At 70.4% G+C, this 24575-nt stretch carries 23 protein-coding genes and 1 pseudogene; 16 read left to right on the plus strand and 8 right to left on the minus strand.

Features of this window, described 5'->3' with window-relative positions; genetic code table 11:
* Positions 1–56 precede the first annotated feature (56 nt).
* From DDE18_RS14205 to DDE18_RS14230, 6 genes are all read left to right on the plus strand, one after another.
* Positions 57–689, plus strand: a complete 633-nt coding sequence (locus tag DDE18_RS14205; protein ID WP_116572939.1) for a SatD family protein — start codon at positions 57–59, stop codon at positions 687–689.
* A 13-nt stretch (positions 690–702) separates the two neighbouring features.
* On the plus strand, positions 703–1440 hold the full coding sequence (locus DDE18_RS14210) for a hypothetical protein (protein ID WP_116572940.1): 738 nt from the start codon (positions 703–705) through the stop codon (positions 1438–1440).
* A gap of 61 nt (positions 1441–1501) precedes the next feature.
* The gene (locus DDE18_RS14215) at positions 1502–2296 is read left to right on the plus strand and encodes an isocitrate lyase/PEP mutase family protein (RefSeq protein ID WP_116572941.1); all 795 of its coding nucleotides are present in this window, start codon (positions 1502–1504) and stop codon (positions 2294–2296) included.
* Between the two features lie 45 nt (positions 2297–2341).
* Entirely contained in the window at positions 2342–2887 is a 546-nt protein-coding gene (locus tag DDE18_RS14220) for a DUF4334 domain-containing protein (protein ID WP_116572942.1), read from the plus strand.
* Positions 2874–3449: a GNAT family N-acetyltransferase gene (locus tag DDE18_RS14225; protein WP_116572943.1), complete on the plus strand. Its 576-nt coding sequence runs from the start codon at positions 2874–2876 to the stop codon at positions 3447–3449. The genes DDE18_RS14220 and DDE18_RS14225 overlap by 14 nt, the downstream gene beginning before the upstream one ends.
* Positions 3450–3594: 145 nt before the next feature.
* The gene (locus tag DDE18_RS14230) at positions 3595–5823 is read left to right on the plus strand and encodes an NAD-dependent epimerase/dehydratase family protein (protein WP_165821162.1); all 2229 of its coding nucleotides are present in this window, start codon (positions 3595–3597) and stop codon (positions 5821–5823) included.
* 49 nt (positions 5824–5872) lie between these two features.
* On the opposite strand, the gene DDE18_RS14235 is transcribed toward DDE18_RS14230, so the two are convergent.
* Positions 5873–7117, minus strand: a complete 1245-nt coding sequence (locus DDE18_RS14235; protein WP_165821163.1) for an aminopeptidase — start codon at positions 7115–7117, stop codon at positions 5873–5875.
* A 211-nt stretch (positions 7118–7328) separates the two neighbouring features.
* Between DDE18_RS14235 and DDE18_RS23690 the strand changes: the two genes are divergently transcribed.
* Complete coding sequence (locus tag DDE18_RS23690) at positions 7329–9929, plus strand: thrombospondin type 3 repeat-containing protein (protein WP_116572946.1); 2601 nt, start codon at positions 7329–7331, stop codon at positions 9927–9929.
* 157 nt (positions 9930–10086) lie between these two features.
* On the opposite strand, the gene DDE18_RS14245 is transcribed toward DDE18_RS23690, so the two are convergent.
* The 3 genes from DDE18_RS14245 to DDE18_RS14255 all read right to left on the minus strand — a co-directional run bounded on the left by DDE18_RS14245 (position 10087) and on the right by DDE18_RS14255 (position 12628).
* Positions 10087–10512, minus strand: a complete 426-nt coding sequence (locus DDE18_RS14245) for a hypothetical protein (protein ID WP_116572947.1) — start codon at positions 10510–10512, stop codon at positions 10087–10089.
* A gap of 219 nt (positions 10513–10731) precedes the next feature.
* A complete protein-coding gene (locus DDE18_RS14250) occupies positions 10732–11829 on the minus strand; it encodes an HNH endonuclease signature motif containing protein (RefSeq protein ID WP_165821164.1) in 1098 nt (365 codons plus the stop codon).
* Between the two features lie 136 nt (positions 11830–11965).
* Positions 11966–12628: a DUF4386 family protein gene (locus DDE18_RS14255; RefSeq protein ID WP_165821165.1), complete on the minus strand. Its 663-nt coding sequence runs from the start codon at positions 12626–12628 to the stop codon at positions 11966–11968.
* A gap of 109 nt (positions 12629–12737) precedes the next feature.
* Here DDE18_RS14255 and DDE18_RS14260 point away from each other — a divergent pair, with 109 nt between their 5' ends.
* The 9 genes and pseudogenes from DDE18_RS14260 to DDE18_RS14300 all read left to right on the plus strand — a co-directional run bounded on the left by DDE18_RS14260 (position 12738) and on the right by DDE18_RS14300 (position 21239).
* Positions 12738–13886, plus strand: a complete 1149-nt coding sequence (locus tag DDE18_RS14260; RefSeq protein WP_165821166.1) for a sensor histidine kinase — start codon at positions 12738–12740, stop codon at positions 13884–13886.
* Positions 13883–14543 (plus strand): annotated as a pseudogene (locus DDE18_RS14265) (response regulator). Before DDE18_RS14260 ends, DDE18_RS14265 begins: the two are co-directional and overlap by 4 nt.
* A gap of 177 nt (positions 14544–14720) precedes the next feature.
* Positions 14721–15209: an SRPBCC family protein gene (locus tag DDE18_RS14270; RefSeq protein ID WP_116572950.1), complete on the plus strand. Its 489-nt coding sequence runs from the start codon at positions 14721–14723 to the stop codon at positions 15207–15209.
* A gap of 173 nt (positions 15210–15382) precedes the next feature.
* The gene (locus tag DDE18_RS14275; protein ID WP_116572951.1) at positions 15383–15835 is read left to right on the plus strand and encodes a CAP domain-containing protein; all 453 of its coding nucleotides are present in this window, start codon (positions 15383–15385) and stop codon (positions 15833–15835) included.
* Between the two features lie 53 nt (positions 15836–15888).
* The gene (locus tag DDE18_RS14280; protein WP_211754557.1) at positions 15889–16686 is read left to right on the plus strand and encodes a LamG domain-containing protein; all 798 of its coding nucleotides are present in this window, start codon (positions 15889–15891) and stop codon (positions 16684–16686) included.
* A gap of 313 nt (positions 16687–16999) precedes the next feature.
* On the plus strand, positions 17000–17449 hold the full coding sequence (locus DDE18_RS14285) for a CHRD domain-containing protein (RefSeq protein WP_165821167.1): 450 nt from the start codon (positions 17000–17002) through the stop codon (positions 17447–17449).
* 315 nt (positions 17450–17764) lie between these two features.
* Positions 17765–18223, plus strand: a complete 459-nt coding sequence (locus DDE18_RS14290) for an alpha/beta fold hydrolase (protein WP_211754558.1) — start codon at positions 17765–17767, stop codon at positions 18221–18223.
* A gap of 105 nt (positions 18224–18328) precedes the next feature.
* Entirely contained in the window at positions 18329–19960 is a 1632-nt protein-coding gene (locus DDE18_RS23695; RefSeq protein WP_165821168.1) for a response regulator transcription factor, read from the plus strand.
* A 91-nt stretch (positions 19961–20051) separates the two neighbouring features.
* Positions 20052–21239, plus strand: a complete 1188-nt coding sequence (locus DDE18_RS14300; protein ID WP_211754559.1) for an NAD(P)/FAD-dependent oxidoreductase — start codon at positions 20052–20054, stop codon at positions 21237–21239.
* A 33-nt stretch (positions 21240–21272) separates the two neighbouring features.
* Here DDE18_RS14300 and DDE18_RS14305 read toward each other — a convergent pair whose 3' ends face one another.
* The 4 genes from DDE18_RS14305 to DDE18_RS23000 all read right to left on the minus strand — a co-directional run bounded on the left by DDE18_RS14305 (position 21273) and on the right by DDE18_RS23000 (position 24503).
* On the minus strand, positions 21273–22049 hold the full coding sequence (locus DDE18_RS14305) for a ZIP family metal transporter (protein WP_165821169.1): 777 nt from the start codon (positions 22047–22049) through the stop codon (positions 21273–21275).
* A gap of 162 nt (positions 22050–22211) precedes the next feature.
* Positions 22212–23036 carry a nucleotidyltransferase family protein gene (locus DDE18_RS14310; protein WP_116572955.1) on the minus strand — a complete coding sequence of 275 codons (825 nt, stop codon included), beginning with the start codon at positions 23034–23036 and terminating at the stop codon, positions 22212–22214.
* A 175-nt stretch (positions 23037–23211) separates the two neighbouring features.
* Positions 23212–24180 (minus strand): NAD(P)-dependent alcohol dehydrogenase, encoded by a 969-nt coding sequence (locus DDE18_RS14315; RefSeq protein ID WP_281258381.1) that lies wholly within the window; start codon positions 24178–24180, stop codon positions 23212–23214.
* A 173-nt stretch (positions 24181–24353) separates the two neighbouring features.
* On the minus strand, positions 24354–24503 hold the full coding sequence (locus tag DDE18_RS23000; protein ID WP_165821170.1) for a hypothetical protein: 150 nt from the start codon (positions 24501–24503) through the stop codon (positions 24354–24356).
* Between the last annotated feature and the right edge of the window lie 72 nt (positions 24504–24575).

Raw genomic sequence — 24575 nt, forward strand, 5'->3', positions numbered from 1 at the left:
TTCCTTCAGAATGGCCAGAATGAAGTTATAGTCTTTATATGGCGAATCTGAAGAGCATGGCTTCAGCCACGCTCATCGGCGACCTCGTGGGCTCCCGTTCCGTGGTCGATCGACAGCGCCTGCACGGCAGCCTGCAGGGGATCCTCGACGAGGTCAACGCCCGGGCCCGTCCGCGCTCACCGCTGCGGATCACGGTGGGCGACGAGTTCCAGGGCGCCTTCGCGAGCGTCGGCCAGGCCGTGGCCGCGGCACTGCGGATCCGGCTCGCCCTCGCCCCGGCGTACGACGTGCGGCACGGGGTCGGCTGGGGGGAGGTGACCGTGCTCGTCGACGAGCCCCGGGTCGAGGACGGGCCGGGCTGGTGGATCGCGCGCAAGGCGGTCGAGGCGGTCGAGGAGGCCGAGCGGAGGCCGGCGACGAGGAGCCGGCGCACCGCGTACCGCGCCGTCGAGGGAGCCGGCGGGCCGGACGAGGCGGCCGTGGACGCGGCGCTGATGCTGCGCGATGCGCTGCTCGACGGCCTGTCGGAGCGGTCGCTGTCGGTGCTGCGTGGTCTGCTGGCCGGGAGCACCCAGCGGGAGATCGCGGACGAGCTCGGCATCAGCGCGTCGGCAGTCTCCCAGCGGGTGCGGGCCGACCACCTGGGTGCCCTGGTGGCGGCGGAGCGACGGCTTGAGGAGCTGGGCTGATGGGAGTGGTGGGGTGAGCTGGATCGCGCTGCTGCTCATCGGCGTCGCCGTCGCCGACCTCGCCCACTCGGTGTGGCCGGTGCGGGTCGTCCCCGAGTGTGTCGGCGCCATCGCCGCCGTGCTGGTCGGTCTGCTCGCGGGGCTCACGTCGGGCGTCGACGTGGCGGCGCTGGTCGTGATCGCGGCCGTCGTGGTCGCGTGGGGCCAGACCGTCACCCGGGGCTTCGGGGGCCGCGGCCCGGTGTGGGTGCCACTGCTCCTGCTGGGCGTGGCGCTCGCTGTCGCGATCGGCGTCTCGGGCGAGGCAAGCCCGGCCGGAGGCTGGGTCGGCCGCTGGCTCGACGGTGCCGCGCTCCCGGTGGTGTCCTCGCTGACCGCCGACCGGGCGCTGCTCCTGCTCGGCGCCTTCCTGGTGCAGATGTCCACCGGCAACGTGCTGGTCCGGCTGGTGCTGGCGGCGACCGGCACAGTCAACCCTGCCCGCCACGGCCGACCCGACGACCCGGAGATGCAGCTCAAGGGCGGCCGCCTGCTCGGGCCGATGGAGCGGGTCTTCCTCCTGTCGCTCGGGCTCGCCGGCCACGTGACCGCGGCGAGCATCGTGGTCGCGGCGAAGGGGCTGCTGCGGTTCCCCGAGCTCTCCTCCCGGCGCGACCAGGAGCGGATCCACCAGCTCACCGAATACTTCCTCGTCGGCAGCTTCGTCAGCTGGATGGTCGCGCTCGTCTCGCTGGTGCTGCTCGCGCGCTGACGCACCGGCGGGCGGGTGCCTCCCGGTGGTGACCGGCCTCGCATGCTGCCACGATGGGGCCATGACCGACACCGCCGCCCCGGCCGCAGCCGACCTCGCCACCGAGCTGCTCGACCTCCACCGCGATCCCAGGCTCCTGACCCTCGTCAACGTCTGGGACGTCGCCAGCGCCCGCGCCGTCGCCGGCGTGGAGGGCACGAAGGCGCTCGCCACCGCGAGCCACGCGATCGCGTCGTCCTTCGGCTATCCCGACGGGGAGAACATCCCGCTCGACCTGATGCTTGACATGTGCGGGCGGATCGCCGCCGCGGTCGACCTGCCGGTCTCGGCCGACCTCGAGGGAGGGTACGGCGACGCGCCCGAGGCCGTCCGCCGCGCGATCGCCGTCGGCGTGGTCGGCGCCAACGTCGAGGACCAGATGAAGCCGGTCGCCGAGGCGGCCGCCCAGGTCGAGGCGATCATGGCCGCGGCTGCTGCCGAGGGCGTGCCCGACTTCGTGCTCAACGCCCGCACCGACGTCTACGCCAAGGGACGCGGCCGGAAGCGCGACGAGCTGCTCGCGGACGCGATCGAGCGCGGTCGCGCGTTCCTCGACGCGGGGGCGCCGGTCGTCTTCGTCCCGGCGATCCTGTCCGAGGAGGACGTCGCCGCGCTGGTCGACGCCTTCGGCCCGCAGCGGCTCACCACGATCGGCATCCCCGGCAGCCCGTCGCTCTCCCGCCAGGAGGAGCTCGGCGTCGCCCGGGTGTCCTACGGCCCGATGCCGCAGCGCGTCGCGCTGACCGCCCTGCAGGAGCTGGTCGAGGAGGTCCACCGCGGCGGGGGAGTGCCGGCGACGATGCGACCTCTTACCTAACCGAGGGCGGTGACGTCGTCGGCTCGCGCGGCTAGGGTCGACGGCATGACCGCCACGGAGCGCCTCGCGGCGCTCGAGCCGACATGCACCCTGGCCGCGGCGCTCGAGCTCTTCGACAGCCTGCCCGCCGTGAAGTCCACCGAGCTGACCGGGCGCTGGCGCGGGCGCGAGCTGCGCACCGGCCATCCGCTGGACGGACTTCTCGAGGCGTCGGGGTGGTGGGGCAAGCAGTTCGACGGCGTCGACGACGTGCACCCGCTGCTGTTCGCCGACCCGTCCGGCGAGCTCTTCGCCGTCGACCCCCTCCGCGTCCCGATCGGCTTGACCGGCAAGCTGCCCGTGTCGGTCGTGGCCCGGGGCCGGGCTGCCCTGGGCGTCGCCAAGCACGCGCTCCGGACCTCCAGGCCGAGGGCCCGGCTCCGGGACCTCGAGCACCGCGGCGTCGTGACGGCGTCGATGGTCTATGACCACCTGCCGATCATCGACTCCTTCCGCCGCGTCGACGAGGAGACCATGCTCGGGGCGATGGACCAGCGAGGGGAGCCGCTGCCCTACTTCTTCATCCTGTCCCGGGACGATGGCGGCCTTTGAGATCAGGGCGCTCGACGCCGACACGTGGGACGCCTTCGCCGCGCTGGCGGAGAAGCACAACGGCGTGTGGGGCGGCTGCTGGTGCACGTGGTTCCACCCGGAGTGCCCCGAGAAGCACGTGAGCTCCGAGGGCAACCGCGCCCTCAAGGAGCGCCTGGTCCGCGGGGGACAGGCGCACGCCGCGCTGGTCTTCGACGGTGACGCGGCGGTCGCGTGGGCCCAGTACGGCTCGCCCGACGAACTGCCGGGCATCTACCACCTCAAGGAGTACAGCGCAGGCCTCAACAACTTCCCCGACTACCGCATCACCTGCCTGTTCGTCGACCGTGACCACCGCCGCAAGGGAGTCGCCGCAGTCGCGGTCGCCGGGGCCTTGGACCTCATCGCCCAGGCCGGTGGGGGAGTCGTGGAGGCCTACCCCGAGGACACCCACGGCAAGCGGAAGTCCGGCTCGCTGCTCTACAACGGGACGAGGAGCCTCTTCGAGCAGGCGGGCTTCACCTACGAGCGGCCGAAGGGCAAGAACCACTGCGTGATGCGCAAGACCGTCCCGGCCGCCTGAGGGGGCGGCCAGCTGCGTCGGTGGAGGCGGACTAGTCCGTCGGGCGTCCTGGTGGCCAGGAATCCCGACCAACCAGGGACTCGCGCCCATGGCCCCCGGGACGCGTCGAGCCCTATCTTCGAGGCACCGGCGAGAGGGGGGCGAGATGCCAGAGGTATTCCTGCACATCGGCCTGCCCAAGACCGGCACCACGAGCATCCAGTCGGCGATCGACGCCAGCGCTGACACACTCGCGAAGCACGGGATCCTGGTCCCCGGCGGCAGCCACCGCGTGCAGCGGACGGCAGCCTACGACCTCCTCGGCCAGCGCATCGTCGGCGGCGACTCCCGCAGCACGCCCGGCAGCTTCCAGGCGCTGATGGCAGAGATCGGGGCCTTCGAGGGCGACCGCGCGATCGTCTCCGACGAGGACCTCGGCTCCGCCTGGCCGCGCCAGGTACGACGCGTCGTACGGGCCCTTTCGGGGTGCGACGTCCACGTCATCCTCGCGCTCCGCGACCTGGCCCGCACCCTGCCCTCGGCCTGGCAGCAGTCCGTCGTGATGGGTGGGACGACACCGTGGCGGGAGTGGGTGGCCGGGGTGAGGTCGCCCGACGAGGGGTCGCTGCGAGCGGGCATCTCGTTCACCCGGCGGCAGGATGCGCTGCACGTACTCGACGTGTGGGGCGCCTGCGTGCCGCCGGAGCGGATCCGGATCGTGACGGTGCCGCCCCCCGGCTCACCGCCTGAGGAGCTGCTGCGGCGCTTCGCCGAGGCAGCCTGCATCCCCGCCGAGCTGTGGCCGACCGACCTTCCGACCCGCAACGACTCGCTCGGCGCTGCCGAGGTCGAGCTGCTGCGGCGCATCAACTCCGAGCTGACGACCAGCATCACCCAGGCCCAGCACCGCTACGTGGTGGAGTCGGGGCTGCGCCCCGGCTGGCGGGTGCCGGGCTCCCGTCCGCTCCGGCTCCCGGCGGAGGACGCGGAGTGGGTACGCGCGCGGAGCGAGGCCACGATCGCGGAGCTGAGGGCCCGGGGCTACCCAGTGATCGGCGACCTGGACGACCTCCGACCGAGGATGCCCCAGCATGACGGCCGCCGACTCGACGACGTCACCGAGCACGAGTTGCTCGAGGCCGCCGAGGTCGCCCTCACCGCCCTGGCCACGTCCCACGGACAGCTCTTCCGCCGCCACCGGCGGCTGCTGCAGAAAGAGGATGCCGAGAGGGCGCCGACTCGGCGGGAGCTGATCGAGAGCACCAGCCGCGCCGCCCTCTTCCGGCTCCGCAAACAGGCCCTGGTCATCGGTGAACAGCATGAGGTGATCGGCGCGGCCGTCCGACGTGCTCCCGGATGGGGCGCGGCTGAGCGCCCGGCCACCGAGCCATGGCACGCAGCCGGCCAGCCCCGCCATGATGGGCCGATGCGCTACGCGATGACCGGCGCGACCGGCTTCCTCGGCGGGGTCCTCGCCCGCCAGCTCCGCGACCAGGGGCACGACGTGGTCGCCCTCGTCCGCGACCCCGCCAAGGCGGGGCACCTCGAGGTGATGGGCGTCCAGCTCGAGAAGGGCGACCTCGACGACTGGGAGGCGCTCGACCGGCTCGTGCGCGGCGCGGACGGGTTCTTCCACGTGGCCGGCTGGTACAAGCACGGCGTCCGGGAGCACCGGACACTCGAGCACGTCAACGTCGACGGCACCCGCAACGCGCTCGCTGCGGCCAGGCGCGCCGGCGTGCGCACCGTCTACACCTCGACCTGCGCGATCAACTCCGACACCGCCGGCGAGCGACGCGACGAGTCCTACCACCACGACGGCCCCTGGGCGTCGGCGTACGACCGCACCAAGTGGGAGGCCCACCAGGTCGCCCGGGAGTATGTCGCGGAAGGGCTCGACGTCATCACCGTGCAGCCCAGCGTCATCTACGGCGCCGGCGACACCGGGTCGACGATCGGCCAGATCACCCGCGACATCCTCGCCGGCAAGCCGGTCCTCGGACCGCGCGGCGGCGGCAGCTCCTGGGTGCACGTCGAGGACTGCGCGGCCGGGCACATCCTGGCGATGGAGCGGGGGAGGCCGGGCGAGTCCTACATGCTGGCCGGTGAGACCGCGTCGTACGCCGAGGTCTTCAGGCTGGTCCGCGAGGTGGCCGGGAAGCGCGGGCCGATCCTCCTGCTGCCGAGGTCGCTGATCCGCGCCGTCGCGAGGCTGACTGCTCCGGTCGAGAAGGTGGTCAGGCTGCCGCAGGCGATGACGGCCGACGCGGCACGCGCCGGCCTGGCGACCTACTTCGGCGACGGCAGCAAGGCGCGCCGGGAGCTCGGCTGGACGTGCCGGCCCCTGCGCGAGGGCATGACGGAGACGGTGCGCGCGGAGATTGCCACTGCCTGAGCCCGACCTCTCCAGCCGCTGACCAGCCCTTCGCCATGAGGGCTCGGCGCTATGCGTCCCTGAGCACGAACTCGTTGCCCTCGACGATCGGTACGACGCTCCCGTCGGCGCCGATGCCCTCGATCTGCACCTCTGGGCTGCCGACCACGATGTCGACGTGCGTGCCCGACTGGTTGAGGCCGGACTCGATGCGCTGCTCGGGCGTCATCTCGATGCCGTTCTCCCAGGCGAAGGCGAAGCCGTTGCCCCAGGCGATGTGGGAGCCGACGTTCTCGTCGTAGAGGACATCCTTGAAGAGCAGGCCGGTCTCGCGCACCCGGGAGTCGCCGTCGACGATCGAGACCTCGCCGAGGTGCTTGGCGCGTGCCACGCTGTCGAGCTGGGCGCGGACGGCCTCCTCGCCGCGGGCTGCGGTCGCGCCGACGATGGTGCCGTCGTGCAGCCCGATCGCGAGGTCCTCCACGACGGTGCCCATCCCGGGCAGGAAGAACGGTGCGGTGGTGCGGACGTGGCCCTCGGCGCGGCGCCAGTCGGGGGAGAAGTAGACCTCCTCGGTCGGCATGTTGGGGGCGAACTCCACCCCGTCAGCGCTCTCCAGCGTCGCGGCTGCCCATCGGCTCGAGGGGCTGAGCCCGAGCGTCACATCGGTGCCCGGGCCGCGGTAGCGGACGGCGTCGAAGCCGCGCGCGTTGAGGATGTCGCGGCGGGCCTTGAGCTTGGCGATGTGGTCGCGCCAGGCCTGCACCGGGTCGTCCTCGTCGAGGCGCATGGCGTGGGCAACGGCGTCCCAGAGCCGGGCCACGTCCTCGACCCCGATGCTCGCGGCCCAGCCGGGGGTCGGGGCGGCGACCATCGTCCAGGCCACGGTGCCCGACATCATCAGGGGGAAGACCTCACGGAGCAGGGCGACCGGCTGCGACGCGGCAAGCCGAGCGGGGTCGAGGCCGTCCATCAGCTCCGGCAGCGGGTTGCCGGTCAGGGTGATGATCGCCGGCCGGTCCTCGTTCCAGGCCCGGACGGCGTCGATCTGTGATGGCCTGACGAACCCGAGCATGTCCTCGGGCGCGTGCTCGACCTGGGCACGCTGGAGGTGGGGATCTGCGTAGTCGATCGTGACGTGCGAGGCGCCCACGCGATAGGCCTCCGCGGCGAGTGCGCGGGCCACCGCAGCCTGCTCGGGCAGCCCCCTGATCTCGACGCGCTGGCCCACCTGGACGTTGGCGCCGATCCGGATGACCAGCCGTGCGTAGGCCTCGAGGAGGCGTTCGTAGGGCTCGGTCGCAGCCGTGCTCATCACGGCACGGTAGGGCGAAGGCCGCCCCCGGAGGGAATGGCCCGATCTACCGGTTCCTGACCCTGGCCGCATGACAGGAACCGGTCCGGGGGAAGTTCCTCCGTAACGAATCGGAGCCGCCCCAGTTGCACCTATGCAGCACTCGGGGGAGCAGCACACCAGCTGAAGCCGCACGCCGCGATCCGGCGCGCCACCACAGAAGGAACACTGCATGCACCAGCGCCTCGCTGTACTCGTGGCCCTGATCGTCGTCTCTATCGCGGGCTGGGCCAACCTCGCCAACGCCAGCCCGGCCGACGACTACGTCGGTCCCTACTTCGGAGACGGCAACCTGCCTCCGGGCTGCATCAAGGACATGAGCCGGGACAACCCCGACAACATCTGCTTCCACGCGAAGACCGGGCTCAACACCCTCGACTCGCCCAAAATCGACGTCGCCGTGCTCGTGCCGGCCTCCCCGACTGCCGAGCGTGACCTGCGGATCATGCGCCAGGCCGCCGAGGCCTGGGAGGGCGGCATCCACTACCTCGCCGACGAGATGGGGCTGGACTGGCTCCGCGACGGGGTGGAGTTCAACATCTCCCCGAGCATCGTCAGCCTCGCGGACGGCGAGACGCCGAGCACCTTCCCGCTCTACGACCCCGAGATCGTGATCCTCGCGACGAACCCGGTCGGCGGCCTCGGCATCGGCGTCGACCCGACGTACCTCACTGACGAGCTCGGCATCTTCGACGAGAACGGCGTGCCCTGCCACAACATCCCCAACCCGTTCTCCCTGGACGCCTGGGAGGGCATGCCGGGGTACGACGGGCACCACGGTGACGGCGGCGGCTACTACGTCGAGGACTGCGGCGGCGCAGGCGGCAACGTGTGCTTCTCGGTCAACGGCGCCATCGACCCGGTCCCTGGCGTGACCGACACCTTCTCGCTCTTCGACCTGGTGCTGCACGAGACCGGTCACTGCCTCACCCTCGGCCACGTCGGCGACGGCGCGGAGGGCGCGTGGGGCCAGGTGCCGACCAACGACATCATGGCCTACAGCTCTGACCCGCCCGGCCAGAACAAGTGCGTCTCCACGCTCAACGTCGAGGCCTTCGCCACCCGGATGAGCCGCTACCTCGACGTCAACGGCGACAACGCCGTCGACGAGTCGGACCACCTCGACCCCAACGACGTGGCCGGCGACGGCGCCAACTCGTTCCAGGTACAGCACCCGGACGACCACCTCTACGCCTCGTCCACCGGCTCGGTGTGGGACTGCCCGCAGCCCGACCTCGGCGCGGTGCCCGGCGAGCGGGTCGACTGGACGCCGGAGCCGGCGGAGACCAGCGACCCGGTGCTCTCCGTGAGCACGCCGGCGCACGGCGCGGAGACCTCCGACGGTCACGTGCACGTGATCGGCACGGTCGAGCGCCGGCCGAAGACCGCCCCTCCGACCTCGCCGACGAGCTCGCACGACGACGCAGAGGGCGACGCCTACAGCACCTTCACCGACATCTCGAACATCCAGGTGGAGGTCACCGACCTCGACGTCATCGCCACGATCAAGGTCGCCCAGCTGTGGCCGAAGGACCAGACCAGCCTGCCCAAGTACGGCGTGAGCATCGGCGGTCGTGAGATCGAGTCCTTCATCCCGGAGCCCGACAACCCGGCCGACGTGGTCACCTACGACCACTCGATGGAGGCCCAACTGCCGAGCGAGTGGTCGTCATGGGACGCGACCGCCAACACCGTGACGTTCACGATCCCGCGCAGCTATCTCGCGCAGGGCAGGGTCGTCGCGCCGTACGACATCTTCGCGCTGACCAGCTTCCGCGCGCCCACCAGGCTGTGGACCCTCGTGGCCGACGACCGGGCACCCGACGCGGGTGCGATCGGCGTGGCGGCGCCGGCCGGCCCGGACACCAGCTCCGGGACCTCGACGACGTCCTCGTTGACCGGCGGCTCGACCGCCGGCGCCGTGCTCGACACGGTCGTCCTCGAGCGCGAGGGCGGCAACAAGTTCCGGGTCACCGACAGCACCCTCGGCGAGACGGGTGGCCCCAGCCACCACTTCACGCTCCAGGTGCCCCAGAAGAGCACGGTCGAGCTGCTGCTCGGCTGGCCCGACCTCAGCGACCTGGACATGTACGTGACGGGCGCGGCCACCGGCAACGCGGCCTCCGCGGGCCAGCCCGAGGCGCTCCGCCTGGAGGACGTGCAGGGCACCCTCGACATCGAGGTCGCGCCATACCTGGTCGTCGGCATCCCTGACACGACCTACACCCTGCAGGCCACGATCGTGCCCAACCCGACCGGAGGTGGCACCATCACCGACACCGACGGTGACGGCGTGACCGACGACGAGGACGCCTGCCCGGCACGGCCCGGCGTCGGCAGCTCCGGGTGCCCGGTGCCGTCGGACGAGAAGGTGACGGTCTACGTCGACGGCGCCGCCGCTGCCAGCGAGGGCGTCGAGTCCAGCAACGGCCCCGACAGCTTCGCGCTCGACGTGACGGTGCCGACCGGCTCGCACGAGGTGAAGACGGTGTGGACGCAGGACGACGAGGTCCTCGCCACCGACGTCCGGACGGTCGTGCACGCTGCGCCTGGTGTCGACCGTGACGGCGACGGCGTCGCCGACGCGCGCGACAACTGCCTCGAGCAGCCCAACGCGGGCCAGGCCGACCTGGACGGCGACGGCAAGGGCGACGCGTGCGACTCCGACGTCGACGGCGACGGCCACTCCAACACCAAGGAGCGGGCGCGTGGCACCGACCCCTTCGACGCGGCCTCCTACCCGGGCAAGAAGAAGAGCGGCTCGCTGCTGTAGGACCGGGTGGCGCGAGCAGCCACACATAGGTCGAGCGAAGTCGAGGCCCGCGGGGCCGGTCGTCTGCGGAACGGCCGGCACCGCGGCGTTGCCGGGCCAGACCGTGCAAGTCCGTGCACGTTCAAGGTCCACGGAGGTGCCGGCCCCGGTCAGCGAGTCAGTCCTCCACGCGGGCGTTGAAGCCGCCTTCGCCGAAGCTCGTGACCACGGTCCCGGACGTGGGCAGGTCGATCTCGGCGCAACCCCGGCTGTTGGCCTCTTCGGGCAGGCGGCACAGCAGCGTCGGCCCGGTGGCGTCGAGGGCGTAGTCGCCGTCGCCGTCGACCTCCGCGAGCGTGCCGCCGAGGCCCTCCGCAGCCGCCTGGTCGAGCGTGAACGACGCCCGTCTCAGGTCGTCGGGCTCGCCAACCTCGGCCCACAGGTCAGGGGCGCGCTCTGCCGGCAGGACGAGCATCCAGCCGCCGCCGTCGGAGGCGTCACCGAGACCGGTGTCGTCGACGAGCACGCTGCGGCCCTCGAGTCCGTCGCCTCCGCACGCAACCGCGGCGAGCAGGACCAGCGAGAGGGCGAGGGCCTTGGTCACGGCCTCATCCTGCCCGCGCCGGCCCGGTTGCGCCGGTCAACGTTCCAGCAGCCGCACGATCTCGTCGACCCCCGCGCCGCGCGCTCATCGCGGCGAGCTGGTTGGCCTCGGTGCCTCGCACGGCCGACCCGTCGGAGCGTCTCCACCCAGCTCGCGGACGGCCGCTGCTGTGGCACGCGCTGGCGCTGTGCTGAAGAAGACCGGGCGGTGGCGCTCGGCCTACGTGCGCCGGTGGAATCTCACCGCGCCGTCGGAGAGATAGGTGGTCGTGTAGGCGGGGTCGTGGATGCGATGGTGGTGCCAGGGACGAGCGAGAACGGCCTTCTCGAGGTCAGTCCGGCCACCCTTGGCCCAGGGGTCCCGGTGGTGGACCTCGCACCAGGCGGCGGGATGGTCGCAGCCTTCGACCTGGCAGGTCTTGTGCGCGAGCACCTTGGCGACGCGCTGGGCCCGGGTGAACAGGCGCTTGCTGCGGCCGAGGTCGAGGACCTCCGACCTGCCGCCCATGACGGCCGGGATGATGCCGGCCTTGCAGGCGAGGAGGCGGGCCTGGGAGGCGGAGATCCTGGTCCCGTCACCGAGCATCGCGGTGCCGAGGCCCTTGGTCAGGACCTCGAGGCCCAGGGTGACGATCATGGTGGTGGCATCGCCGCCGTGGATCGGCATCCGCGCGGGGTCCATGGTGTGGAGCAGTGCGATGAAGGCCTCGCCGCGGAGCCGGTCGGCGGGGAGCCGCGTGCCTGTGGCGGGGTCGATGAAACCGTTCTCGAGCGCGTCGGTGCGCGGCGACGTGAAGGCGTCGAGGTAGGTCCTGAGCCGAGTGGCCTCGGCCTTGGGCATCCGGACGAAGAGGTGGACCGTCCCGTCCCCGCGGTCGCGCATCCGCAGCTGGGTCGCTGCGGCCGCGCGACGCTCGGCCTCCTCGAGGCGCTTGCGCTCGGCCTCGTCCACACGATCAGGGGCGACGTAGGCCATGATCCGCTCGCCGACGACCTTGAGCTCCGAGAGACTGAGCCGGGGCGCTTCGTCGACCAGGGCCTGCTCGGCCTTCGCGAGCAGCTCGGCGGCGTTGACGATCTGTGGGTCGCCCTTGAACGCCCGCTCGAGCTCGTCGAGCGCATCGACGATGACCTGCACCTGGGGAGTGGTCAGCTGGCCACCCGGGTCCGCGACCTGATGACGGCCATCCTGGCGAAGGGCATGGCCGCGTCGCCGGAGGTCGCCGAGGAGACGGGCGCCCGGGATGTCGCGAAGTGGCTGGCCCACGAGGCGATGCTCCGGCCGAGCCAGACGCACGGCGACCTGCGTGTCGGACACGCGCTCTCCAGGTCGTGGCGCAGGGCCTCGGCTGCCTACTCGGCCGGCCACTGCCATCACGCGGCTGTGGACGGTTTCGGGACGGAAGCGAGGTCGGAGTCGTGGGTGTGCCGCCTGCGTTCCGGAACGCGATCCGTCACGCGACGGGGGTGCGGCTGGCCGGCCTGCCGTTCACGCCCGAGAAGCTGCTGACCCCGGCCGCCAGCCCGACGCACGCCGCGAGGTAGAGCACCCCAGCGAGGTCGGACGCCCACACACTGAAGCCCGACCCGACGAACTCCACGAGCAGGAACACCCATACCACCGGCCCGACCCACCGGGGGCCGCGCCGGCTGCGGAAGTGAGCGATCGAGAGCAGCAGGAGCCCGAGCACTGTGCCGAGCAGCCCGGCGGCGAAGAACGGCAGCAGCCACGGCCACGACTCGAGGTCGCCGACCAGCGCGGCGTACGCCCCACGGTGCTCGGGCGACTCGGCCATCAGCAGCTGGAGCATCATCACGCCGCCGATGACGGTGTGCCCGAAGGCGCCGAGCACGGCGAGCACGCCGCCGGCGGTGGCGAGGCGGGGGCTGGCCGGGCGGAGCCAGGCGGCGACGCCGGCCATCGCGACGGCGAAGGGCAGCTGGCTGACGATGAAGGCCAGGGCGCTGATGGCCACGGCGGGGCCGGCGTCGGCCAGGGACGCGAGCCGGTCGGCGGGGTCGTCGAGGAACCCCGGCTCCAGCAGGGTCCAGACGACGGACAGGACCGCGGTGGCGACGAGGCAGACCGCAGTGGTGAGGCGAAGGTGTCGGTTCATGCCACCAGTGCACGCCCGGCGCGGGGTCGTCGTCGTCGGCCCTGGGAGGTCTGCACTGTCATCCCTGGAATGACGTCGCCGGGCGCCGGCGATGCCTACCGTTGACGTCATGGCACGGTGGCGAGCGCACGCGGTCGACGCGCTCCTGGTCGCGGTCGTCCTCGCGGCCGGGCTCGCCGAGGTGTGGGTTCCGTTCGAGTCGCGCACGGGCGACGGCGACCCGCTGCTGACCAGCCTGCAGGTCGGGCTGATCGCCGCGGCGCTGTGGTGGCGGCGTACGCAGCCGTTGCCCGCCCTCGCCGTGGTGTGCGCCGCGATGTTCGGGTTCCACGCGGCCGGGGTGGCCTACCTGCTCTTCAACGGCCAGTTCGTGCCGCTGGTCGTGATGACGTTCGCGGTCGCTCGCCACGGGCGCGGGCGGGTGCCGTACGTCGGGGGCGCCGTCGTCGTCGGGACGATGCTCTACGCCGACCTGACGATCCCGGACTTCGGCGACGTCTCCGAGCTGATCTTCCACTGGAGCGTGCTGACGACGTCGTACGTCCTCGGCAGCTGGCAGCGGCTGATGGCCGCCCGCGCCGAGGAGGCGCAGCGCCGGGCGATCGCCGCGGAGGTCGAGGCCGCAGAGAAGGCGGCCGCGGCGGTGCTCGCGGAGCGCACCCGGATCGCCCGCGAGCTGCACGACGTGGTCGCGCACGCGATGAGCGTGATGGTGGTGCAGGCCGGGGCGGCGGAGGGGGTGGAGGGTACGCCGGAGGAGGTGCGCCGGCTCCTCGGCTCGATCCGGGGCACGGGGGCCGGGGCGCTGGCCGAGATGCGGCGGCTGGTGACGATGCTGCGCGACCCCGACGAGGCCGCGTCGCGCGCGCCGCAGCCCGGCCTCGCCGCGCTCGAGACGCTGGTGGCCGAGGTCCGGGAGACGGGGCTGCCGGTCACGCTCGAGATCGTGGGGGAGCCGCGCGAGCTGCCCGCCGGCCTCGACCTCGCGGCGTACCGCATCGTCCAGGAGGCGCTCACGAACGCGCGCCGCCACGCGGCGTCGGCGACAGCGGTGGTGGTGACGGTCGACTTCAGCGGCGACGAGCTGCGCCTCGGCGTGCGCGACGACGGCATCGGCTGCCGGGACACGGCCGGGTCAGGGCACGGTCTGATCGGGATGCGGGAGCGGGTCACGATGTACGACGGGTGGTTGCGCGCCGGTGCGCTGCCGGACCGCGGCTTCGCGGTCGAGGCGGCGCTGCCGCTGGAGCGGGCATGACCCGCGTGCTGATCGTGGACGACCAGGAGCTGCTGCGCGCGGGCTTCCGGATGATCCTCGAGCAGGGCGGCCACGAGGTCGTGGGGGAGGCGGGCGACGGAATCGAGGCGGTGGAACGGGCGCTCGTGCTGCTGCCCGAGGTGGTGCTGATGGACGTGCGGATGCCGCGGCTGGACGGCATCGAGGCGACCCGGCGGATCACCGCCCGCCTGCCGGCGACACGGGTGGTGGTGCTGACGACGTTCGACCTGGACGAGTACGTCTACGACGCGGTGCGCGCGGGCGCCTCGGGCTTCCTGCTCAAGGACCTTCCTCCCGCCGACCTGGTCCGCGCCGTCGACGTCGTCGCCGGGGGAGAAGCGATGCTGGCGCCGCAGCTGACGCGGCGCCTGCTGGCGCGGTTTGCCACGACTCCGGTGCCTGCTGCTGGCCTGCCTCAGGTGACCGAGCGGGAGAACGAGGTGTTGCGGCTGGTCGCCCGTGGGCTGTCGAACACCGAGATCGCGGAGACGCTGTTCCTCAGCGAGGCGACGGTGAAGACGGGCGACGGTGAAGACGTATGTCTCCCGGCTGCTCGCGAAACTGGGGCTGCGGGATCGGGTGCAGCTGGCTGTGCTGGCTTATGAGTCGGGATTGGTGCGCCCGGGCGCTGGGTGAGCGTCGGTGTTGAAGAAGGCCGTCAATGGGCCCGCCGATGGTTGAGGAGGGCCGTCAAGGCCATCGCGAAACCAGCGCACCGGTCGGCCCTCGCCCGTAGTCCTGTCGGGCGGGGTTACCGTTCGGAGTAGAACACTCGAAGCGCGCTCGGGCGAAGGACTCGGAGGAAGACTGGCGATGAGGCAGAACCTCACCACCGACGCCGTCGAGCGCTACATCGAGGCGTCCCCGGAGCTGCTTTACGACATCGTCTCGGACGTGACTCGAACGCCGGAACTCTCACCGGAGATCGTCAAGTGCACGTGGGTGAAGGGTGCGACCGGCCCGGCGGTCGGCGCGCGGTTCCGCGCCATCAACTCCGTGGGCCGTGGACGGACCTGGCCGAACTGGCCCATCGTGATCACCGCTGACCGCGGCCGCGAGTTCGCGTTCAGCCGCACGGAGCCGTTCGCCGGCACCCTGGAGTGGCGCTACCGGTTCATCCCGGAGGGCACGGGCACGAGGGTCGTCGAGTCCTACACCGTCACCAAACCAGTCACGCCCATCGGCTGGTTCTTCATCGACACGGTGTCCCGGTTGAAGGACCGGGCCGGTGATCTGCGCTGCGGGATGACCGAGACATTGGAACGGCTGGCCGCGGTCGCCGAAGGGGAACACATCTCCTAACCGCGGGACACGTTCCTCGAGGTGCCCCCTCGCGTTCCGTGTCCGTGCTGGCCCGCCTCAGGCCAGGGCCAGCCGGTAACCCGCGCGCCCACAGGGTCAAGTCCGGCGTTTGGACTGCCGATGACATCAGGTGACAGCCTGCTGCAGGTCCCTGTCTCCTATAAGGACTCGACATGCTTTCTCGGGTATCGCTTCTCTCGACTCTGCTCATCTCCATTCTCCTCTCGACCTCCGGCACCCCGGCGCACGCCGCGGCCGCGGAGACCTACGAACGGCAAGCGGTGCAAGCCACCAACGCCGCCCGCGACGCACATGACCTCCCAGCCTTGCGCACCGACAACTGCCTCTCGCGCTTCGCGAACCGGCAAGCGCGTCGCATGGCCGACCAGCAAGTCATGTTCCACCAGGACCTGCACCCGATCCTTCGTGCCTGCGGACTGCGCTCGGTGGCTGAGAATGTCGCCTACGGCTACTCCACTGGCAGATCCGTGGTCACCGACGGGTGGATGGAGTCGCCCGGCCACCGTGCCAACATCCTGACCGGCGCACACCGCATCGTCGCCGTTGGCTCCGTCATGGACGAGGGCGGCCGCTGGTGGACGGCACAGGTACTCGGTCGCCGCTAGCACCTCGACCTAGCCAACTCCGCGCGCTCAATCCCGAGAGTGCGGCCGTTGCGATGGACAATGACGCGGTGACCGAAACCTGCGGCGAGCTGCCGGACCCACCTCGCCGTGCCCCGGATGTGGAGGACGACTTCACCGACGGCCCCCGCCCCGATCTGTGGATAGCTCACTACCTGCCGCACTGGACGACTCCGGATCGTTCAGCCGCTCGATATGACACCTCGGCGGAGGGTCTCCGGTTGCGTATCGATGCGGAGCAGCCCGACTGGCGTCCCGAGGACAGGTTGCTCCGGGTCTCGAATATCCAGACCGGCAACTACTCCGGCGACCTCGGATCACGCCGCGGAACCCACCGCCACCGAGAAGACGGGCTCGTGGTGCGCACCCCAGGTCCGACGCGGCTGCTCTGGGCCCCCTCCGCGGGGCGGGTGGACGTCAGGGTGAGCGCGACCCGTGACCAGGATTGCATGCTGGCCGCATGGCTCGTCGGAACTGAGCACGCAGACGACCGCGCGTCCGGTGAGATCTGCATGTGTGAGATCGACGCCGCTGCTGTCGACGAGACCACCGTCGCCAGGTCGGGCGTGAAGGCGCATGGAGACGCACGGCTCACCACTGACATGGCTCAGGTCGAGCTGCCGTTCGACGCCACGCACCCGCACACCTGGACCGCGATCTGGGGCCAGGGTGAGACCATCATCGGCTGCGAGGGAGTGGTCTTGCGACACCTTCGTCAGGCACCTGACTATCCACTGTTTCTCATGCTTGACCTCTTCGAGGTCGGTAGCCCTCGTGGCGAGTATCCCAAGACCGCGACCATCCATTCCGTCCGCGGCTGGCACAGCGACTAGGTGCCGCCACAAGCCGCGGCGAAAGCCTCTCAACGCCATCTGGAACGCCATGGGCCAACCACCGGCGGTGGCGTCACTCCGCCGTGAGTCCGCACCGAATGGCGGAGGACGCTGCCGTGGACTGCTGGTCCCACGCATGCCTGGCTCGCGATGCGGTTGACGCGGCGCGGGAAGCACCATGCGCCATATTGGTGACATTGCCCGTGTCACGTCGGCCGGTGATCCAAGGCCTCGTATGGTCGCGCCACGAAGTGTGGTGGCACGCCGCTCGCCTACGTCCGCCGCACGCACTCACACATTAGGGATGGTCGTCATGGCACAGCGCGTCATTGGGGTAATGGCTCTGGTTCTCGCGGCGTTGGCGGGAGGCAGTTCGGCCGCCTTCGCTGAGGTCCAGGTGTTCACAGTCCACCTGGCCCCGTCGGGTGATCCGGACGGTTCGGGCGTCGCGACTTTGCGATTGCAGCCCGACGAGGGGCTTGTCTGCTACTCCATCGTCGTTCGCAACATCGGTGCCCCCACGGAGCCAATGCCAGGGCTGGGTTCGGCGCACATCCACACACTGGACTCTGGTGGCATCGCGATCGACCTCGACACCGTCTTCAGGGCAACCGGAACCAGCACCCACATCGCCACGGACTGCGTCAGCGCCGACAGCGACACCATTGATGCGGTGCTCGCCGACCCCGAAGAGTTCTACCTCAACGTGCACACCGCTCAGGCCCCGGCGGGTGCCGTCCAGGGCAGCCTGGCCGCAGGGTGACCCCGGTCTTGAGAACCCGCGCCGCGACAGGACCGAGCCGTCCGGCGGCGGAAGAAAACCGCAGCCCACAGGCGGGTGAAAGCAGGTCGACGTCGCACCCGCGCGGGGTAGTTCGCATGCGCATGTTCAGCTCCTCGACCAGCACATTCCACCTGTCACCTACGTCATAGGCCCCACGCCTGTGCGGTTCCCTGGTGCCTTCGGAAATGTCTCCCTCGAGAAGCTCGGCCACGGCCGCGCGCTCTATCCAGTCGGCGTACTCAGCGTGCGTCCAACGGTGCTCGCGGACGAGCGGGCCTGGACTGGTTCGCGGGCATGGCCGATGAGAACCACGCCGCCGAGCAGGGCCGCGACGTCTACGGCGCTTACTTGCAGGAGCACGTCCTGCCCGTCCTGCTGGCATCCCCGGAGGAGGTCGCCGCTGCGCTGGGAGGGCTGGTGACACCGGTCGACAAGGCCGCCCTGGACGCGCCCTTCTGCGACTGGATGAGCCGCACCTTCAACCACGCTGCCGCTCAGGGCGTGGTCGGCATGCGCGACGACGGGCTCGCGGCGGTTGCGCCGTGGGGCTTCGCCCTGGCCGACATCCGGGTGCCGGTCGCCGTCTGGCAGGGTCGTCAGGACGCGATGGTGCCGTACGAGCACGGCGTCTGGCTCGCGGAGCACGTGCCGAACGCCGAGGGCCACCTGTTCGAGGGCGAAGGCCACCTGTCCCTGCTCACTCGGCTCGACCGGATCCTTGCCGATCTCAAGCGCCTCGGCGGGATCAGCTGATCGCACAGCTCGCGCGCTCGCCGGCCTTGGCAGAGACGCCGGCAGGGCTGGCACATGCGGCAACGGGGATGGCGACCGTTCGAGATGGCGCGGCATGATCTACAGGTGAAGCCGCACGACGACGACACGGTCCGGCAAGGTTTCGCGGCCATGCAGGCCCGCGACTGGCGGAGGGCTCGCGAGATCCTCGAGTCTGTGTCGGAACCCACCGCCGAGGTGTTCGATGCGCTCGCTCACGCGTCGTACTGGATGGGTGAATATCCTGCGAGTCTTGCTGCGCACGAACGCGCGTACCGGCAGTTCCTCGCTCGCGGCGACAAGCGAAGCGCCGCGATGACGGCGCGCGGGATCGCCTGGCTACAAGCCGGGATCTACGGGAACTGGTCGGTCATGCAAGGTTGGTACTCACGGGCGGCGGCGTTGTTCGAGGAGTCCGGCGAGGGATCGGCGCTGGGATGGGCTGCCAACCTGCGTGCCTGGTTCTCAACCGATGGCACCGAGCGCTCACGATGGGCGGTGCAGGCCCTCGAAGCCGCCGTGAAGTTCGACGACTGGGATCTTCGGGCCGACACGATGAGCTTCGTCGGCGAGCATCTTGTGCTCGAAGGACGGACCACTGAAGGTATGCGCGCCCTCGACGATGCGCTTGCCGCGGCGACGGGCGGCGAGGTGCGCGATTACATCGTGCTCGAGGATGTGTTCTGCCGGATGCTCGCGGCCTGCGAACGAACCTCTGACGTCCCTCGAGCGGAGCAGTGGCTGGCTGTGCTCGAGAAGACCGCAGGAAGGCTGAACACCAAGCCCGGAGCCGCCGTCTGTCGCGCTCACTTCGGTGGGGTTCTGACGTCCGCGGGCCGTTGGGAGGAGGCGGAGGACCAGTTGATCTCGTCGCTCAGGATCTTCGACGAGGGATACGGCGGGATGCGGTTCATGCCACTTGTCCGTCTCGCCGTGCTGCGGGTTCGGCAAGGACGACTCGAGGAGGCGGCCGAGTTGCTCGACGGATACGAGGAGCTCGACGCCGCCCACGCGCTCGTGCCCCTTTACATCGCCCGCGGGAAGCATGGTCTCGCCGCCGAGATCATCGAACGCGCCCTTGGGGAGTCGGCTGACGCGGCTTCTCGCGGAGCGCTCCTTGCGTTACAGGTTGACGTCGCCCTCGCAGCCGCCGACGTCGCGGCCGCGCGGGAGGCTCTCGAAGACCTCGAGAACTGTGCCCGCACCACCCCTACCGGCCATCTTCGCGGCCTGGCCGCCTTCGCGAAGGGCAAGGTATGTCTGGCCACGAGCGATGATGCGCACGACTGTCTCGCGCAAGCTGTGTCGGCCTTCTCCGCAAGCCAGATGCCGCTGGAGCATGCGCGAGCGCGGCTGGCGCTGGCGCGCGCCGTGGCTTCGTCGAAACCACAGGTGGCCGAGGCGGAAGCGCGCTCCGCCCTCGAGAAGTTCCAGTCGATGTCGGCCGCGCGCGACGCGGATGAAGCCTCTGCGTTCTTGCGGTCGCTCGGTGTTTCCGTCTCGACGGGCCCGAGAGGGCTTGGCGCTCTCACGAAGCGCGAGGCCGAGGTGCTCGAGCTCCTCGGCCGCGGCCTGTCGAATCCGGAGATCGCTGACCGCCTCTACATCAGCCGAAAGACGGTCGAGCACCACGTGGGCAGCATCCTCACCAAGCTCCAGCTGCGTAGCCGCTCCGAAGCCGCCGCCCACGCCGTCCGCGAGAAGTCAGCCCGCAAATAGGGGAGCTCCCCGATGCACGCGTGAAGCGCCTGGTCCAGCCTGATCAAGCAAGCGGATCAAGGAGGCGGACATGGGTGGGAGCAAGTACGACGTGATCGTGGTCGGGGCGCGGTGCGCCGGATCCCCGACGGCCATGTTGCTGGCGCGCCGGGGATATCGCGTTCTGCTGCTCGACAAGAGGCACTTCCCGAGCGACACCGTGTCGAGCCACTTCATGCAGCAGCAAGGGGTCGCGCTCATCAAGCAGTGGGGACTCCTCGAGAGATTGGTGGGCCTGGGCGCCCCGCCGGTGCGCTCGACGTCGCTGAACTTCGGGCCGTTCGTCATCCGCGGCAGTGCCCTGCCGATGGATGGAGTCGTGGAGGCCTATGCGACGAGGCGAACGCTGCTCGACGAGATGTTGCTCGACGCGGCAGCCGAGTCAGGGGCCGAGGTCCGTGAAGGGTTCACGGTCGAGGGCCTGACGTTCGAGAACGGCGTCGTAGCCGGAGTCCGAGGTCGACTGAACGATCGCGAGATGACGGAATCGGCCGCGGTCGTCGTCGGCGCGGACGGCCGAAACTCGATGGTCGCGCGAGAGGTCGGTGCGCCCATGTACGACGCGGTGCCCCCGCAGGCGGTGACCTACTACTCGTACTGGAGCGACGTCCCTACCGACGGGCTCGAGATCTACGTTCGCCCGGACCGTTCCTGGGGCATGTTCCCGACGAACGAGGGCTTGACCTGCATTGCCCTGAGCTGGCCTGTCTCCGAGTTCGAGGCGAACCGGCACGACGTCGAGGGCAACTTCCTGAAGACGCTCGAGCTGGTCCCGGACGTCGCCGAGCGGGCGCGTGCAGGGACTCGCGTCGAGCGGTTCAGAGGGACAGCGGACGTTCCGAACTTCTTCCGCAAGCCCTTCGGCGACGGGTGGGCGCTGGTCGGCGACGCGGGTTACCACAAGGACCCGTGCACCGCCCAAGGCATCGGCGACGGGTTCCGCGATGCGCAGCTCCTCGCGGAGGCCATCGACACCGGTCTGTCCGGCCGTCAGCCCATACACGAGGCACTGGGCCGGTACGAGAGAGCGCGCAACGAGCACGCCATGCCGATCTATCAGTTCACCTGCGAGCTCGCCGCACTGCAGCCACCGCCGCCCGAGAAGGCCGCGCTGCTGGCAGCGGTGGCGCAAGACCCCCAGACAAGCAATCGTTTCGTCAGTCTCATCGCGGGATCGGTGTCCTTTGCCGAGTTCTTCGCCCCCGAGAACATCGAGCGAACCATGGCGGTTGCCGGTTAGCCCGGGCGGCTGCAGCTGCTCACCTCGGCTCTGTCAGAGGGTTGCCAGGAAGTAGGACAACACGAAACCGGCGGCGGTGCTGAGGGCGACGGCGGGGCCGCCCTGTTCGTAGGCCTCGGGCATCAGGGTGTCGGCCAACGACGCGAGGACCGCCCCCGCTGCGAATGCCAACGGCAGGGAGACGGTCTCGTCGGAGGCGTTCGCGAGTGGACCGGCGCCCACTACGACGGCGAAGGTCAGCAGCACCGCGCAGGCGGTCCATGTACCCAGGATGAACCGTTGCGAGCGACCCTGGGTGCGCATCGACGCGCTGCCGACGAGCGCCTCAGGGAAGTTGGACACGAAGATCGCCACAAGCAGGGCCACGCCCGCCGCATCGTCGCCGAGGGAGACCCCCAGCGCCACGTTCTCTGGGACACCGTCGAGGGTGACCGCAGCAAGCAGCGCCAATCCGGCCACCCCGGTAGTCGATGCAGGGCTGGGCGCTTCGTCGGCGCTGGCGGCGTCGACGTCGAGCTTTTCGCTGCCGTGGTCCTCCTCGACGTCTCCTTCGGCCCACCGGTCAAGGCGTTGGCTGACGAGCGTGAAGACGATGGCGCCCACCAGGAGGCCCAGGGCGGCGCGCCAGATGCCGCCCTTCTCGTACGAGTCCTCGAACAGCTCGAACGTCAGTGCACAGATCAACGCCCCTGCAGCGAACGCGAGCATCGCTGCCAGCACACGCTTCGGGATCTGCAGTCGGCCACCAGCCAGTGCTCCCAGCACCAACGCGCTGGACGCGATGGCGCCGTAGACCAGCGAGGTCACCACGCTCCACATCGTACGCAATGGCCGGCCGGGCGTGGTTCGACGTCGAGGGCGAGCCGCGTGCGGGTACGTGGAGGCTCGAACAGCAGATGGCTGCTCGTGGGCCCATCCAGCAAACGAGGTCGACGGCGCACCCAGGATGCCCGCGCGCAGTCTCGCTGCGAATCAGCCAGATCTGCACGCGGCTCTGGTGTCGTCAAGGAGATCTTGAGCAGCAGACAGGGTCGCGCGGAGTTCGGCTGCTGTCTTGCCGATGTGCCCGCAAAGTCGGTGGGCGCGCTGGCTGAAGCCGGCTGGCGCGTGGGGCAGGTCTCCGACGGACGCGACTGCCCCCTTCTCGTTGATCAGCCAACGCCCTGCATCGGCGTGCAAGGCATGCGCGCACAACAAGACGATTCGAAACAGACATCCGGCCACATAGGCACTATCCGCTCGGGTTACGGCCTTGCGGGCGTTCTCCAGCGCGAAGGACGCCTCCCACAGCTGTGCGACCAGTGTCTCCCGGAGCTGGGGCGGATAGGTGCGCGTCTCCTGCTGCAACGCCGTCAACTCCCCGGAGGCGTCGGCGAGTATGCGGGCGAGGGCGACCTCGCCGGCGTAGGCGAAGTCGGGTACGCCGAGGGGGTGCCCCGCCTGGCAGTGAAAGCGAAAGCGGCCGTGCTCGGCGTCCCGCCAACTCATGCGTACCCGGTCGATATCGCGGTAGATCCAGTCCACGGCGGTCCCGTCGAGGTCCAGCCACGCCCCGCCGTCAACCCAGGGCCCCCACTCACCCGGGACCGTCACGCGGGCCTCGTCACCGGCCCGACGGCGTGCCAGCTGGCCGAGCGCATCGACGTCGAGAGGAGGGCGGTAGTACAGACCGAGGTCCACATCGGACTCGGGTGTGTGTGCCCCTCGAGCCCGGCTGCCGCGCAGCGTCACCGCCTGGATACCCGCGATCTTGATGAGTTGGCCGGCGAGTTCCTGCAGTGCCTCGTCGCTGATCACCGGCCCATCCTCGTACCCACCGCGCAGCGCTTTCCACGTGTTATGCGTGACGCAACGCTCATGTCTTTCTGAAGCAAGGGCCGCTCAGCCGATCCGCAGCCTGCCCTGGTGCCTAAGTCATCCTGCTCCATGTGGCCTCAGGCAACGCCGGGGGTCGCGGGCTGGCTCGCTCGCATCAGGTGGGAACGACAATCACCTTCCCGAGCGCGCGTCCCTCGCCGACACGAGCTAGTGCGGCGGAGACCTCGTCGAGTGCGAAGGTGCGATCGATGTGGATCCTCACATCACCGGCAACGCAGAGGTCGGCAACGGGCTCGAAGTGGGGCGGGCCTTGCTTCACGACCAGTACGCCGATCGAGCGACCGGTGACCCGCCCGACGACCGAGCCGACGGTCAGCACGCGCAGCAGCGCGCGAACCGATCCGCCCACGCAGCGATATGTGCCGCCGGACGTCAGCGCGCGCCGGTAGGCGAAGACGGAGCGGGACGCGACCAGATCGAGGATCAGGTCGTACCGCCTGGTCGTCCGAGTGAAGTCCACTTTCGCGTAGTCCACGACCTCGTCCGCGCCCATGGAGCGCATGAAGTCCTGCTTCATGGCGTTGTCGACACCGGTCACCTGCGCACCCAGCCTCTTGGCGAGCTGTATGGCGAAGGCACCTGACCCCCCGCCGGCGCCGTTGATGAGCACCCGGCTACCCGCCATGGCCTTTTCCGTACCTCGCACCGCGATCGCCCCCGCCTGCGGAATGGTTGACGCCTCGGCGAACGTGAGCTGGGACGGCTTGAGGGCGAGTGCCGACTCCGGCGCCAGCGCGTACTCCGCGAAGCCACCCATCAGCGCCAGGTTGTCGCCATACACCTCGTCTCCGGCTCGGAACCGGCTCACCCCTTCCCCGACCTCGTCGACCACGCCGGCGATGTCCGATCCGAGTGTGCGCAGGGCCGGGGAACGCAGTCCGCCGATCCGGGCATAGGCGGGCCATCCCCGGAGGGACTCCCAGTCGCTGAGATTCACCGAGGTCGCGGCGACCTTCACCCGCACCTGGCCTGCGCGGGGAGAGGGCACCGGCACGTCCTCGAGACGCAGCACATCAGGCCACCCATACCGGTCGCGCACGACCGCCTTCACGTCCGGCCCCATACGGGGGTACCCGTGGCCATGGGGGCAACCTACAAGGCAGAGGCATGACCGGGCCGCGCGGCGGCCTCCGCGTGCGGCATTCCGCCGCGTGAAAGCGCCGGGCAGGCCAGTTCAGCTCAGGCGCGCGCCTGAGCACGGTGACGAGCTTTGTCAGGTCACCGGTGACGCGGTTCTCAGCCGGCGTGACCCTCGGGATCCTCCTCGGGCTCGAAGGTGCTGCCTTCGCCGTCGGTGCTACCGATCTCCACGCCGGCGGCTTCCTGCTCCTGACCTATCTCGTCCTCGGGCTTGCCTACGCCGGGACCGTTCGAAGGTGCGCTCATCAGTCATCTCCTCGCCTCGACAACGGTGTACCCGTCCCAGATGCGGCAGATGCGCGAGGAATCCTCATGAGA

It is taken from the genome of Nocardioides gansuensis (assembly GCF_003076135.1).
GTDB classification, from domain to species: domain Bacteria; phylum Actinomycetota; class Actinomycetes; order Propionibacteriales; family Nocardioidaceae; genus Nocardioides; species Nocardioides gansuensis.